Annotated in this window: 13 protein-coding genes; 5 read left to right on the top strand and 8 right to left on the bottom strand. The window is 65.3% G+C overall.

Features of this window, described 5'->3' with window-relative positions; all coding sequences use genetic code 11:
• Positions 1-50: 50 nt before the first annotated feature.
• The 4 genes from ACZYW1_RS11115 to ACZYW1_RS11100 are packed head-to-tail and all read right to left on the bottom strand — an operon-like array spanning position 51 to position 4,510.
• Entirely contained in the window at positions 51-692 is a 642-nt protein-coding gene (locus ACZYW1_RS11115) for a maleylpyruvate isomerase family mycothiol-dependent enzyme (RefSeq protein ID WP_463785726.1), read from the bottom strand.
• Positions 693-725: 33 nt separating this feature from the next.
• On the bottom strand, positions 726-1,163 hold the full coding sequence (locus ACZYW1_RS11110; RefSeq protein WP_463785725.1) for a DUF5990 family protein: 438 nt from the start codon (positions 1,161-1,163) through the stop codon (positions 726-728).
• A 60-nt stretch (positions 1,164-1,223) separates the two neighbouring features.
• Positions 1,224-4,133, bottom strand: a complete 2,910-nt coding sequence (locus ACZYW1_RS11105; protein ID WP_463785723.1) for an MMPL/RND family transporter — start codon at positions 4,131-4,133, stop codon at positions 1,224-1,226.
• Positions 4,130-4,510 carry an MmpS family transport accessory protein gene (locus ACZYW1_RS11100; RefSeq protein WP_463785721.1) on the bottom strand — a complete coding sequence of 127 codons (381 nt, stop codon included), beginning with the start codon at positions 4,508-4,510 and terminating at the stop codon, positions 4,130-4,132. The genes ACZYW1_RS11105 and ACZYW1_RS11100 overlap by 4 nt, the downstream gene beginning before the upstream one ends.
• A 564-nt stretch (positions 4,511-5,074) precedes the next feature.
• Between ACZYW1_RS11100 and ACZYW1_RS11095 the strand changes: the two genes are divergently transcribed.
• Complete coding sequence (locus tag ACZYW1_RS11095) at positions 5,075-5,299, top strand: ferric uptake regulation protein (RefSeq protein WP_463785720.1); 225 nt, start codon at positions 5,075-5,077, stop codon at positions 5,297-5,299.
• 334 nt (positions 5,300-5,633) lie between these two features.
• Positions 5,634-7,337 carry a sensor domain-containing protein gene (locus ACZYW1_RS11090; protein ID WP_463785718.1) on the top strand — a complete coding sequence of 568 codons (1,704 nt, stop codon included), beginning with the start codon at positions 5,634-5,636 and terminating at the stop codon, positions 7,335-7,337.
• Between the two features lie 19 nt (positions 7,338-7,356).
• On the opposite strand, the gene ACZYW1_RS11085 is transcribed toward ACZYW1_RS11090, so the two are convergent.
• Entirely contained in the window at positions 7,357-8,154 is a 798-nt protein-coding gene (locus ACZYW1_RS11085) for a HugZ family pyridoxamine 5'-phosphate oxidase (protein WP_463785716.1), read from the bottom strand.
• Positions 8,155-8,256: 102 nt separating this feature from the next.
• Here ACZYW1_RS11085 and ACZYW1_RS11080 point away from each other — a divergent pair, with 102 nt between their 5' ends.
• Together ACZYW1_RS11080 and ACZYW1_RS11075 are read left to right on the top strand one after the other, a co-directional pair.
• Positions 8,257-9,084, top strand: coding sequence for an LLM class F420-dependent oxidoreductase (locus tag ACZYW1_RS11080; RefSeq protein ID WP_463785714.1), 828 nt, complete (start codon positions 8,257-8,259; stop codon positions 9,082-9,084).
• Between the two features lie 75 nt (positions 9,085-9,159).
• Positions 9,160-10,059 (top strand): class I SAM-dependent methyltransferase, encoded by a 900-nt coding sequence (locus tag ACZYW1_RS11075; RefSeq protein WP_463785713.1) that lies wholly within the window; start codon positions 9,160-9,162, stop codon positions 10,057-10,059.
• Between the two features lie 186 nt (positions 10,060-10,245).
• On the opposite strand, the gene ACZYW1_RS11070 is transcribed toward ACZYW1_RS11075, so the two are convergent.
• A complete protein-coding gene (locus tag ACZYW1_RS11070; RefSeq protein WP_463785711.1) occupies positions 10,246-10,536 on the bottom strand; it encodes a hypothetical protein in 291 nt (96 codons plus the stop codon).
• A 211-nt stretch (positions 10,537-10,747) separates the two neighbouring features.
• Between ACZYW1_RS11070 and ACZYW1_RS11065 the strand changes: the two genes are divergently transcribed.
• Positions 10,748-11,599, top strand: a complete 852-nt coding sequence (locus tag ACZYW1_RS11065; RefSeq protein ID WP_463785710.1) for an alpha/beta fold hydrolase — start codon at positions 10,748-10,750, stop codon at positions 11,597-11,599.
• Here the strand turns inward: ACZYW1_RS11065 and ACZYW1_RS11060 are convergent.
• Both ACZYW1_RS11060 and ACZYW1_RS11055 read right to left on the bottom strand, forming a co-directional pair.
• A complete protein-coding gene (locus tag ACZYW1_RS11060) occupies positions 11,596-12,477 on the bottom strand; it encodes a formate/nitrite transporter family protein (RefSeq protein ID WP_463785708.1) in 882 nt (293 codons plus the stop codon). The genes ACZYW1_RS11065 and ACZYW1_RS11060 overlap by 4 nt on opposite strands.
• A gap of 30 nt (positions 12,478-12,507) precedes the next feature.
• On the bottom strand, positions 12,508-13,590 hold the full coding sequence (locus ACZYW1_RS11055) for an acyl-CoA dehydrogenase family protein (protein ID WP_463785706.1): 1,083 nt from the start codon (positions 13,588-13,590) through the stop codon (positions 12,508-12,510).

Genomic DNA, 13,590 nt, shown 5'->3' with positions numbered 1-13,590 from the left:
CGTTGACGGGTAACGCCACATTGCCCGCAGTGCGCCGGGCGGGTGGTGGGTCAGGACTTGGCTCGGGCCCGGAGCAGTTGCACGCCGGGGCCGTCGAGCTCGTCGACATAGATTTCTCGGCCGGCCATGCTCATGACCAGCGCCAGCGTCGACCCGGTGACCAGGGCCCCGCTTCCGGCGACGAACGGCCCGTCGTCGGCCCGCAATTGCAGATCGGCCATCCGGCTGCTGCTCGGCACGGCGAAGTTGCGCCGGGCGAAGAAGTCGGCCACCGGTGTCAGCGCGTCGACGCTGGGCGTGCGGTCCAGTCCGAGCGGTCGGCGAATGTCCTGGGCATGGACAACGACCTCGCCGAGGTAGGCCGGGACGTGCGACGACGGCGACACCGTGCTGTCGATGACGGCGCGGAATCGGTCGAGGGTGTCAGCCGGGTCGTCCCCGCGGTACTCGGCCAGTCGGCGCCGGTTGTGCACGGCCGGCCGGAAGCGGGCGCCGAGCATGCTGCGCAACCACTTACCCTGCGTCATGCTCGCCGTGGCGGTCAGGTGCGCGACGACGTCCTCGACAGTCCACTCCTCGCACAGCGTGTCCTGCTCCCACTGATCCGCCCGAAGGCCGGCCAGGTCCTCGACGAGCGCCGCGCGTTCCGCGTGCGCCAGTGGCCACAGCTCTTCGTACTCGGGTTTCGCCACGTCGACTCTCTCGTCAGGTTGGGATCGGCACCGTCATTGGCTACTCCAGCGGATGGCCGGCGGCACCACCCGGGCGCACACCGGATGCCCCTTCGCGTCGGTGAGACCAAGGGATCCGACCAGCGCACCTGACGCGGCGGCCGCCAGCACCTCCGCGGGAACGTGGGCCAGCATCAGCTTCGCTCGACGGAACATGGTGAAGTGACCGTCGTCGTCGACGGTTCCCCAGCTGAGGTAGAGGAAGCGGTCACCCGGCGGGCCCTGGATCTGTGGCCCGCGAAAATCGCCTCCGACCGTCGAGCATTCCAGCACCCATGTCGCCGAGGGGACGTCGGCGGGCCGCAACCCGACGATCTCGTCGCGAGGGCGCTTGGATTGCACGCCGACGTGAATGTTGGTGTAACCGGGGAAGTTATCGCCCGCCGCACAATCGCGGCCGGGCAGCTCGGTTCCCACGATCCGGATCTGCACGCCCCATTGTGACGCAACAGCGTGCCCTCCGTTGCGACGACGGTGCGATCGTCCGGCTCCCTACCGCGGCTGGTACAGCAGAGCGCGAACCAGCGGGCGCGGACCGACGGACCGAAGCATCTGGCTGGCCGGGCGCACGCGCACCCGCTTCGGCCACCAGAACCAGCGCCCCATCAACGTCATGATCGACGGCGTGATCAGCGTGCGAACGACGAAGGTGTCGAACATCAGGCCGATGCCGATCGTGGACCCGAACTGACCGATCGCCCGCAGGTCGCTGCTGAGCATCGCGGCCATCGTCACAGCGAACACCACACCGGCGGCGGACACCACCGGGCCGGTCACGCCCACGCCGCGGATGAGCCCGGTGTTCAGGCCGGCGCCGATCTCTTCCTCGATTCGGGACACCAGCATCAGGTTGTAGTCGGACCCGACGGCCAGCAACACGATCAGCGCGAATTCCGTTGCCACCCAGTGCAACTGGAAATGTCCCAGATGCTGCCAGATCAGCGTCGAGAATCCGAACGCCGCGCCCAGCGACAGCACGATCGTGCCGACGATGACTCCCGCGGCGACAAGAGCGCGGGTGACGATCACCATGATGATGAAGATCAGCACGATCGACGCCACCGCAGCGATCAGCAGGTCATACCAGGCCCCGGTGGCGATGTCGTTGAATGTCGCGGCGGTGCCGCCGAGGTAGATGTCGGCGTTCTCCAGCGAGGTGAGTTTCAGTGCCTCCTTGGCCGCGTTGCGCTCCTGATCGACCGACTTGATTCCTTCTGCGGTCGCCGGATCCATGGCGTGGGTGATGATGAACCGCGCGGCCTTTCCGTCCGGCGACACCATCAGGCTCAACCCGAATTGGAAGTCGGAGTTCTGGAAGATCTCCGGCGGCAGGTAGAACAGGCTCTCTACCCGAGCGTCGTTGAACGACTTACCCATCACGGCATTGGTGTCGGTCAACCGGTCGAACTGATCGATCAGGCTCTCGAACGAGCTGTAGATGGTCAGCGTCGTGTCCCGGATCGCTTTCGAGACGGCGATGTTCTCCGGAATGATCGCCAGCAGTTCACGGGTGGCCGCGGCCGTGTTCGTCAGGTCGCTGGTGAGGGCGTGGAACTTCTCGGCCAGCTGATCGAACCCGTCCAACGCGTCGAAGAGCGACCGCAGCGACAAGCAGATCGGGATGTCGTAGCAGTGCTTCTCCCAGTAGAAGTAGCTGCGGATCGGCCGCCAGAAGTCGTCGAAATCGGCGATGTGGTCGCGGATCTCGTCCGTGACGGCCGCTGTCTCCGCCGTTGTTTTCGCACTGTCGTCCGTCGCGTTGGCGAGCTTCTGAGTGATCGCATACTGCTTCTCCAGCAGGCCGATCTGGACGTCGAGGAAGCCGGTGATCTTCTTGATGTCGCCGACCCGGGCCTTCAGGTAACTGAGGTTGTCGCGGATCGGCGCGCTCTGCACGCTGAGCTGGAACGGAATGGATCCGTCTTCGATCGGTGGGCCGAGCGGTCGGGTGATGCTCTGTACCCGTTCGATGCCCGGCACCCGGAAGATGGCTCCGGCGACTTTGTCCAGCACCAGCATGTCTCGGGGGTTACGCAGATCGTGGTCCGACTCGATCATCAGTAGGTCGGGGTTCAGGCGGGCCTGGGTGAAGTGTCGGTCGGCCGCGTCGTACGCCTGCACCGATTGGGCACTGTGCGGCAGATAGTAGAGGTCGTTGTAGCGCGGGGTGAATCCCGCCAAGCCGAGGGCGCCGACGATCGCCATGATGACCGAGATGGCGAGGATGGGCGCGGGCCATCGCACGATGGCCGTCGCCAGGCGGCGCCACCGGGTGTAGTTGAACTCGCGCTTCGGATCGAAAAGACCGAAGCCACTGGCGAATACGATCAGAGCGGGCGTCAGCGTGACGCCAGCCGCCACCACCACCAGCAGTCCCACTGCGCATGGGAACGCCAGCGAACTGAAGTAGGGCAGCCGGGTGAACTTCAAGCAGGCCAGCGCCCCGACAATGGTCAGACCGGAACCCAGGACCACCTTGCTGACGCCGGCGAAGGTGTCGTAGTAGGCGGCTTCACGGTCCAAGCCCCGTTCACGGCCCTCCTGATAGCGGCCGACCATGAAAATCGCGTAATCGGTACCCGCCGCGATGGCCAGTGAGGTGAGCAGGTTCACGGCGAACGTCGACAACCCCATGATGCCGATTTCGCCCAGCAGCGAAACCACGCCGCGGCCGGCCGCGAGTCCCACGAAGAGGATCACCATGGTCAGCAACACGGTGCTGACGGACCGGTAGACGAACATCAGCATGAGCGCGATGATGACGACCGTGATGATCGTGATCTTGGCCAGGCTCTTGTCACCGACAACGATCACATCGGCGGTCAGGGCCCCCTGGCCGGCGACGAAGGCCTTCACCCCCGCCGGCGGCTTGGAGTCCTCGACGATTTTGCGAACGGCAGCTACAGATTTGTCGCCTTCGGCACCACCCTGGTCACCCTTCAGGTTGACCTGAACGTAGGCGGCCTTGTGGTCGTAGCTCTCGACACCTGAGGACGTGAATCGCTGGCCCCAGAAGTTCAGCGCATGCTCGACGTGTTCGTGGTCAGCCTGGATCTTCTTGACCAGTTCGTCGTAGAACTTGTGGGCGTCCGGCCCGAGTGGTTTGTCACCGACCAGGGTCACCAGTACGAGGTTGTCGGAGTCGTACTCCTTGAACTTCTCACCGATGTGCTTCATCCCGGTCACCGACGGCGCATCGGAGGGGGACAGCGGCACCGAGATGTCCTCGGCGACCTTCTCCAGCTGCGGGACGAAAACGTTGACACCGACCGCGAGCAGCACCCAGATGATGACGATCGGCAACGCCAGGGCGCGGATCGTGCGGGCTATGCGCGGTTTGTGTTCAACCTCTGTGCGCTGCGGGACGGGGATTCGGTCCGTGTCGCTCGTGCCGTCCGTCACGCGGACTTGTCCAAGCAGGAAACCTGAGCGTCGCGGGTGTCGACGCGCTGTTGGTCGACCAGTTTGCCGTCGACGGTGATGCGGCAGCCGATCGAAGGACCATCACCTTGGGCGACGACGTAGGCGAAGATGCCGGGCATCGCGGCGACGATCGTCGTCGACCAGGGCAGCGTGGAGAAGTTGGCCTTCTGCGGCAGTGACTCCGCATCCATCCAGTTCACGACGCCGGTGGTGCCGGGCGGTCCGATGATTTCGTACGTGGCGGTTTTGACCGCGTACGGCGGAGTCGCGTCGCGAGGGTCGGGCTTGGGTAGACCTGGACCGGGGAAGACACCGTTGAGTCGCATGACCGCAATGCCGCCGATGATCAGTGCCACGACTACGACGAGCGGAACCCATGCTTGCTTCAAAATCCTCAACGCCGTGCCCTCCACCTTGGCCTGGCCATGCTCGTTCGGCTGATATTAAGACAAATCCTCGCGCGCGCCACCGCAAGCCGAACGCCTCGGTCGCCGGGTTCATTCCCGCCGTCCGCAAGCACAACGTTCGTCGTAGTGCAGCCGCCCGGACCCGCTCGGCACCGGCGTGACGTTTGGCCGGCGCCGCTCGGCAAGGTGGGATGACGACCGGCTCCACGTCGAACGTCGCCGAGAGGAGTCGTCAAAACACCGGGCCGTCAAGCTTTTTCACGACGCCCGTCGATTGGTCGCCTTGTTGTCGAACAGTCGCATGTCGATTTTGGCGACTGTTATGCCTACGCGCTCGTGCCGGTGGCAACTGAAAGTTTCCGAAGCGCCGCCGAGTTAGTTTGAGTAAGTATTTTGTTTGCGGCAACGATTAACCGCTTCGTAACAGACGCACGATATTTCGGCGATTCGACGAATGTTCGTCGCGGACCTCAAAACCGACCGAATTCGATCCGGCCCGCGTAGTCTCAGCACATGGCTACCGGCACCAAGGCCAAGACCAAGATCTGCGTGCATTGCGGGCATGCCTTCGAAGTGACCGACGAACGGCATGACCTCTCCAATCCGCATTGGCTTCCGGCCGCATCGAATTACTGTTCGCCCGAATGCAGTGACCGCTTTCACTGCGAAATGGGGCACTGCTGCTCGACCCGGGTGAAACAAAAGCGCCGGCGCGAAGCCGCCAGAGCGGCTCGATGATCGGCGCCTCCTTACCCAGGAGTATTCGACGCATGCGATGAGGGTTTTCCATTCCGCGCGCAATTCCGGCCCGGAGTGTCCCGATATTCGAGCGTCGAGATAGAAGTCTCGGTCCTTTCTCGATCACGACCCTGCTCGACCGGTGGTCTCGGGACCACCGAGAACTCCGCATGTCACCTGATCGGGTGCTGCCCGGCGAAAAAGCCCGCCAACCCACGTGTCTGCGCAGCCGTCATGTGCTCCACTTATGAGCAAGGCTCGTATGCACCATGTGAGGCCGGTACGGATGGACCAACAGCTCGGCGCAGAACCGGTCGCCGGGCGAGATGAGGATATGACCAGCGGTACCGAAGGATCGCTGTCATCCGACGCTGAGCAGCGCTACCGGTGGTTGCTCGATCACAGTCCAGTGGGCATCTGCGTCCACGTCGACGGGCGCTACGTCTACGTCAACGAGGCTTTGGTGCGCAACATGGCGGCCGAGTCCGCCGATCAACTGCTGGGACGTCGGGTGGCGGATTTCGTGCATCCGGACTCGGCGCAGGCGGTGCGGGACCACATCGCCGCACGCCGGCACGAAGGCGACGCGACGCCGGCCCTGGAAATCACCGTCCTGCCGTTGGACGGGACGACCCTCACCGTCGAGGCACTCGCCATCCGGACCCGGTGGGAGGGCCAGCCGGCGCACAAGGTCATCTTCCGGGATCTCAGCGCGCAGAAGGCCGTCGAAGCCGGGCTACGTCTGCAAGCGGCACTGGTCAACCATGTCAGCGACGCGATCATCGCAACCACCGGGCACGGTGACGTGACCAGTTGGAATCCGGCCGCCGAAGTCATTTACGGCAGTACGGCGGCGCGCGCGCTCGGCCTGCCGATCAGTGAAGTGGTCGGCGCCGCCTTGAATCCCGCGGACATCCTGGCCAGCGGTGGCGTCGAGCACGCCACCCATCGTGCGGCGGACGGTTCCGCGTTGACCATGCGGGTGTCGGTATCGCCGATGAGCGACGGATATGTGGTGCTGTGCGCTGACCAGACCGCACTGCGCCGCGCGGAGCAGCACTTCCAGACGGTGGTCAATTCCCTGGACGAGGGCGTCGTCGTGATCAGCGCGGAGGGCGTCGTGGAGTCGGTCAATCCCGCGGCTCTGCGGATCATGGGCGTCCCGGAGACCGGTGTCGACGTGATCGAGTTCGCCAAGCTTGCGTCGGTGTCGATCTTCGACGGAGACGGCGCGTTGCTGAGTCCGGACCAACGGCCGGTCCTGGAGACGCTCACCGACAACCCCTGCCAGGCGGTCGTCTTCGGGGTCGATCGGCTGTCCGACGGCAAGCGGATCTGGGTATCGGTCAACTGGTCACCGCTGGATCCCACCGATCCGTCCCGGTCGTCGGTGCTGGTGTCGTTCGTCGACATCACCGCCAGCCACAACGCGCACCGGCAGCTACTGCACGAAGCCACCCACGACTTACTCACCGGGCTACCCAACCGGGCCCGGATAATCTCATTGGTCACCGCGTCGGTGAGCTCTGACCAGAATGACTTGGGCGCAGTGCTTTTCATCGATCTGGACAACTTCAAGGCGATCAACGACGCGCTCGGCCACCATGCCGGCGACGCGGTCCTGAAGATCGCAGCGCAACGTCTACGCGAGGCGCTGCGGGCCGACGACGTGGTGGGCCGCGTCGGCGGCGACGAGTTCGTCGCGCTGCTGGCCACGCCGTTGCCGCCGGCCGAGGTCGATCGCTTGGCCAAGCAACTGCACGCCGCGCTCGCGGAGCCGATTGCGGTCGATTACCAAGCCGCCTCCACCGCAACGCGTTACGTGTGGATCAGCGCCAGCATCGGCCTCGACACCGTGCGGCCCGATGATCGTCGCGGTGCCGAGGGAATACTGCGCGACGCCGATCTGGCCATGTACCAGGCGAAGCGAACAGGCCGGGCCACGAGTCGGTACGACCACACCGCGGGCCGAAAGCGCGTGCGCAGAACGGTAATCGATCGGCTACGGGCTCGCGGACGGCGCCGCCACCACATGTGACCGGCATGCGCGGCGCGTGCTACCCCGCGGCAGAGTGCGTTAATTCCGCTGTCACCGAACGCAATTGATCGGCCGATCGCAATGGCTCCGGAAAGCCGACGCGCGTGTAGGCGACTCCGCGCGGCGTGTGCACCCGCAAATCGAGACCGTAGCGGTCGATGCCGGTGCATGTCGCCCCGGTGGCATCGGGATAGCCCCCGAAGGCCTGTGCCATCGAGGCCAGCGCGTCGGCGTGATCGGCGTTGAGATGTGCGATGGCCCGCCCGGCGGCCGGCGTCACCGGATCCGGCTCGGCGGCGAGATACTCGCCACCGGCAGTGGAGTCCATGCGGCCGTACCCGCCGACCCAACGCAGCCGCTCGACCCGCAACACCCACAGGGTGAAGTCGCTGTAGTCGATGTAGAACCGCGCCGCGGGCACCGCATCCAGGTATGCCGCCCGGGCAGCATCCTGATCGGCCCCGAGCGCAGCGCCGACCACGCCGGCCAGCGTGATCCGACTCGTCGCCAGCGGGTCCGTGTCGCTGCTCGCCGTCACAATCGACAGGCTGGCCCGCGGATCGTTGGCCAGGTTGCGGCCATGCTCGGCAAGGTTCGACACGCACAGTACGGGCGCACCGTCCACCAGTCCGTAGGCCACCAGCGACGCCCACGGGTCACCGTCGGCAGTCAGGGTGGCCAGCGTCGCCGCGTTACCGGCCGCGGCGATCGTGCGTGCCTGCTCGGCCGCTGACGGTTGCGCGGTGTTGGTCACCGGCCGCAGCGGCGGGGGGACAGACGGCGCGTCGCCGACATCGCCATGATCGCGGTTCGCCACAGCCCGCAGCCTACGGAATAAGGAAGCCCACCGGCGAAGTTGCACTGCACCACGCCGTCAAACCGTCGGTGGCCGGCACGTCGGTACTGGAAGGAAGCTCAGATGCGGTTCGGGGTGTTCACGTTTCTCAACGACACAGGTATCGGGCCGGTCGACCTGGCCGTCGCACTCGAGTCACGCGGGTTCGGGTCGCTGTTCGTCACCGAGCATTCGCACATCCCCGTCGACACCAAGACTCCTTATCCGATGGGCGGTCCGATTCCGCCGCAGTACTACCGGACGCTTGATCCGTTCGTGTCGCTGGCCGCCGCGGCGGTGGCGACCGAGTCGCTGTTGCTGGGCACCGGTATCTCGCTGGTCACGCAGCGCGACCCGATCCAGACGGCGAAGGAAGTCGCCTCACTGGATCTGGTGTCGCACGGTCGCTTCCTGTTTGGAGTGGGCGTGGGCTGGCTCCGCGAGGAGATCGCCAATCACGGCGTCGACCCGAAGGTGCGCGGCCGCGTCATGGATGAGCGGCTGCGTGCCATGGCTGAGATCTGGACCAAGGACGAGGCTGAATTCCATGGCCAGTACGTCGATTTCGACCCCATCTACAGTTGGCCCAAGCCGTTGACCAAGCCCCACACACCCGTGTACGTCGGCGGTGGTCCGGCGAACTTCAGCCGCATCGCCGACCTCGGCGCCGGCTGGCTCTCGTTGAGCCCGTCCGCCGACGCACTCGCCGGTGACCTGACGGCGTTGCGGGAACGTGCCGGTGCCGACGTACCGGTGATCGCCTCGCACATCGGGAAGGTCACCGCCGACGCGCTGGCGGGTTACCGCGATCTGGGTATCGACCACGTCACCGTCGAGTTGCCCACCTTGCCGCGTGACGAGACGCTGCACCGGCTGGATGCCCTGCATGCGGCATATGCCGAGCTGAGCTAGGTAATTGCCGGCAGCTTCAACGCGGTGATATAGTTAATCCAACTAACTAAATCACTGATGCAGAGAGGCACCACGATGGCTCGTACTGATAACGACACATGGGATCTGGCGTCCAGCGTCGGCGCGACCGCGACCGCGGTCGCCGCCTCACGCGCGATGGCGTCGCAAAACCCGGATGCGCTGCTGAACGACCCGTGGGCCGACCCGCTGGTTCGCGCCGTGGGCATCGACACGTTCGTGAAGCTCATCGATGGTGACATCGAGCATGGCGACGATCCGCTGCTGAACCGCCGTTCGATGAGCGAGCAGATGGCCGTGCGCACCCGTTTCTTCGACGAATTCTTCGTCCAGGCAACCGAAGCCGGTATCCGGCAGGCCGTGATCCTGGCGTCCGGCCTGGACACGCGGGCCTACCGGCTACCCTGGCCGGCCGGCACCACGGTCTTCGAGATCGACCAGCCCCAGGTGATCGCATTCAAGACGCGAACACTGGCCGACCTCGGTGCCGAGCCGACGGCGCAACGAACGACCGTCGCCATCGATCTGCGCGAGGACTGGCCCGCGGCATTGGTCGACGCCGGGTTCGACCCGCGTCAACCCACGGCCTGGAGTGCCGAAGGTCTACTCGTCTACTTACCGCCCGAGGCTCAGGACCGCCTGTTCGACAACATCGCGGCGCTCTCGGCGCCCGGCAGCCGGATTGCCACCGAGCACATGGACATGCGCGACGTGCCGGCCGACTGGGCTGAGCGGCTCACCGAACGCTCCCGGCGTATCGGTTCCGACATCAACCTGGCCGAGCTGTTCTACGCCGGCGACCGCAATCCTGCCGCCGAATACCTCGGTGAGCGTGGCTGGAGCACGGACATCCGAACGACCGAACAGGCCTACTCCGCGAACGGGTTCGAGGTCCCCAAGGACGAGCTCGCTTCGTTCGGAAGTGGATCCGGCTACCTGACAGCAACTCTGGGCTAGTTCGCCCGACGGTACCGTGCCGGAATGACCGTCGAAGAGTTCGTCTGAGCGTACCGTGACACCGGACCGTTGACGCTGCGCACATCGATGTGTTCCTGCGCAGGGTGTTACGTGAGCCGACTTTCGCCGCCGAGGTCGCGCAGTACGCGATGTTCGGTTAACCGGCCCAGTGCCAGCACTTTTGGCTCAGTGCGTGTTGAGACGTTCCTCGACCTGAAGCGCATGCAGTGCGCGGGCCGCGGTCTCGTAGCCTTTGACGACGCCCTCGAGTCGCGCGGTCGAACCGTCGAAGCAGGCCCAGTCGAACACGGCTTGGCACACGTGGTCAGCCAGGCTTCGCAAGATACCGTCACGGGGAGGGCTATCGATCACCCTGATCGCGGCTGTGCACAACGCGCCCTTGTCGACGTCGTCGCTGCGTAACGCGTGGTGAGCCAACGACATCAGTTCGCGGGCGTGGTCACCCTCGAAGTCCATAAAACTCCTTGCCCATCATCGATTCTGAGCCCTGTGCCGTCAGGTGTGCTGTCGATCAGCCGAGATAAAGCTAGCCGAGCAACCAACACGTGCCGGCCACGGTGAGGTCACAGAGCGACATCGGAAGTCGCGCACCGGACGACGCGCAGTCGTACGGTAAGACCATGCCTGACAACGTCGCGCCGCCGAACACATCCACCGGGCAACTGCGATGAACGCGACCGAGTGGATCGCCCAGAACCACACCTTGATCAGCAGGCGCGGCCACCGCATCGCCTACCGACGGAGTGGCACCGGCCCGGCCGTGCTTCTGCTGCATGGGTTTCCGACCTGGTCCTACGACTACGCCGAGTTGGCCGACGACCTGTCCGCTGACCACGACGTGCTCACCTTCGACTTTCTCGGCTACGGCGCATCGGACAAGCCCGATCACTATCGGTATTCGGTGACCGAATCCGCCGACACCGTCGAAGATCTCGTCGCACACCTCGCCGTCACGTCCGTGCGCCTCGTCGTTCACGACTACGGCGGCATCGTCGGTCAGGAACTCGTCGATCGCGCCAACGACGGCCGACTGCCCTTCGCGATCGACGACGTCACGATCCTGAACAGCGGCATCGTCTACAGCGCCTACCGGCCCACCCGGATGCAGAAATTGCTCATCCTGCCGGTGATCGGCACGCTGCTGGCCGGCCGGGTCAGCGCCGGCCGGGTCCGCTCGGCGCTGGATGCGATCCGGGGAACCCCGTTGAGCAACAACGAGTTCGACGATCTCTGGCTGGGCATGTCCAAGGACGATGGTCACAAGCGGTCGCACCTGTTGATCAAGTACAACACCGAGCGGGCGATCCACCATCAGCGATGGGAGGCGGCGCTGGCCGCCTGGCCGGGTCCGCTTCATCTGGTCTGGGGACTCGACGACCCCGTGTCGGGCAAGCACGTTCTCGAGCAGGCGGTGAAGGTCCTGCCGCGTGCGGTGGTGACCGAGCTGCCCGGGGTCGGCCACTACCCGTCGTCGGAAGCGCCGCGAGCCGTAGCCGCAGCGGTACGCAACCGCCGCTAGCGCCCCGTTTCCTGCAGCTTGGTGACCAGAAAGAAGGGCACTGCCACGAACAACGTGCCGCCGATCAGGTTGCCCAGCGTGGTGATCGCGATGTTGGTGAGCAGACCGTGAGCCCCCAGTCCCCACGTCACGGCCGTATGCGGTGCCTGCGGGTGAAACGCCGAGAGGAGCAGCGGCAGCCCGAGAAAGCCGACGTTCGCGATGACGTGCTGGGTGGCTCCGCTGACAAAGGCGAACGGGCCATAGAACGCGAATCCCATTCGGGCAACGTCGGTTCGGGCCTTGAAGAACAGGCACATCGATGTCTGCAGGAACCACGTGCACACCACGGCCAGCAGGAGGGCGGTCAGCGTCGGCTGTGATGTCTTGGCGGCCGCCACCACGGCGGCACGTTGCGCGAACGCGCCCAGGTACGGGCCACCGGCCGCAGCGCACACGGCCACGAAAGTCAATGCGCCGACACAGTTTCCTACCATTCCGATGACCAGCAGGCGCAGATAGCCAACGAGTGTCATGCGCCGTTGGAGGAGTGCTATCGCCCCTGCTGCCATGTCGGCGGTGATCAGCGACATGCCTGACACCAGGATCAGCGCGAACGACATCCCGAATGCCAACCCCATCAACAGGCTTGCGATACCCGGCGTCGACACTCCGGTGCTCGCCACCAATGACAGCAACACTCCGAATGCGACCATGGCGCCACCGACCAGCGAACGCACCAGGAAACTCCAAGGGTGCGCACCTTTTTCGATCGCCGAGTCGGCGACCCGTGTCGTCATCTCGCCGATCGTGAAAAGCTCGAACGGGTCGCGGGCGGTTGATGCATCGGGCGTCGAGGTCGGCTCGGCGCCGTTGACAGTAAGGGTTGGCACTGACACAGTCGTCTCCCGGTGGATGGTTGTCTTAAATCAGCGGCCGGTGCGCAGTTCCCAGCGGAGCTGGGCCTCCGACGGGGATTGCACCGGTATGAAGGCGGCCTCGCGGAACCGGCGGCTCGCGTCGGTGCTGCGCGCATAGCCCTTGCCGCCGGCGGTGCGGATTTCCAGGGCTGCCGCGGCGCTGACGGTGTCGGCTGCGGCCAGTCTCAGGGTCAGCAGATCGTGTTTACTGGGTGTGGTCGGGCCACCGACAGCGGCGGCGAAGTCCACCACCTGAGCTTCGATGCCGGCCAATTCAGCTGCCAACGAGTCGAATTCGACCTCGAACGCCGAGTTGACGCCGCTGAGACTGGGCTCGACTTCGTTGAGGCACCGACGGGCCAGACCGACACACATGGCCGACTGCAAGACCAGAAACGTCGGGCGGACGCGGCTGAGGAACTCGTCGACGTCACGGCTGAGAATCTGGTCCTCGCTGACGAAGACGTCGTCGAGTTTCAGGAAGGACGACGCCGTGCTGCCGAGCGCGAGTAGCTCGAAGTGGTCGCCGATCGTGACGCCGGCGGTGGCCAATGGCAATGTGACCACCATCTTTTCGCCGGCTTCGGTCTGTGCCGCCGTCACCATGATGGAATCGGAATACAGATTGCTGGCCCAGCGCAACGTTCCGCCGAGTCGGTAGCCGCCGTCCGCGGGCGTCGCGGCCAGTTCGATCGAGCCGCAGCCCGCGGCATCTTTGAAGGCCGCGGCCATACCGGTGACCCCCAACGGTCCGCTACCAGTCAGGCGGGCGACCGCATCGAGTGACCACGGGGTGGCCGCGGCGGACAGATACTCGAGTGTCATGCGGTGTGCCCACACCGAGAATGCCGTCGACAGGCAGTGCCCGGCCACTTCGGCAATCACCGCGGCCATCCTCGGCAGCGCGTCGCCGTCGTTGGCGGGTGCCCCGAGCGCCAGCAACCCGGCATTCGCCAGCAGGGCCAGGTTGCCGCGTGTATTGCGGCCACCCTCGTCCAAATCCCGTGCATTGCCGATGATCTCGCTGACAATTTCAGGTGCGAGGATCCCGGCCCGCGGCGCTGCCGGCGGTTGATCGAGTTCGGTGGTCAT

The sequence above is a fragment of the Mycobacterium sp. IDUB_36 genome (assembly GCF_055419225.1).
This window is presented reverse-complemented; position numbering and strand designations above follow the sequence as displayed.

Excerpts from the sequence above, each read along its gene's own strand:
- ACZYW1_RS11095 (WP_463785720.1), top strand. The coding sequence starts at position 5,075 with ATGGCTACCGGCACCAAGGCCAAGACCAAGATCTGCGTGCATTGCGGG.
- ACZYW1_RS11090 (WP_463785718.1), top strand. The coding sequence starts at position 5,634 with ATGACCAGCGGTACCGAAGGATCGCTGTCATCCGACGCTGAGCAGCGC.
- ACZYW1_RS11080 (WP_463785714.1), top strand. The coding sequence starts at position 8,257 with ATGCGGTTCGGGGTGTTCACGTTTCTCAACGACACAGGTATCGGGCCG.
- ACZYW1_RS11075 (WP_463785713.1), top strand. The coding sequence starts at position 9,160 with ATGGCTCGTACTGATAACGACACATGGGATCTGGCGTCCAGCGTCGGC.
- ACZYW1_RS11070 (WP_463785711.1), bottom strand. The coding sequence starts at position 10,536 with ATGGACTTCGAGGGTGACCACGCCCGCGAACTGATGTCGTTGGCTCAC.
- ACZYW1_RS11065 (WP_463785710.1), top strand. The coding sequence starts at position 10,748 with ATGAACGCGACCGAGTGGATCGCCCAGAACCACACCTTGATCAGCAGG.
- ACZYW1_RS11055 (WP_463785706.1), bottom strand. The coding sequence starts at position 13,590 with ATGACCACCGAACTCGATCAACCGCCGGCAGCGCCGCGGGCCGGGATC.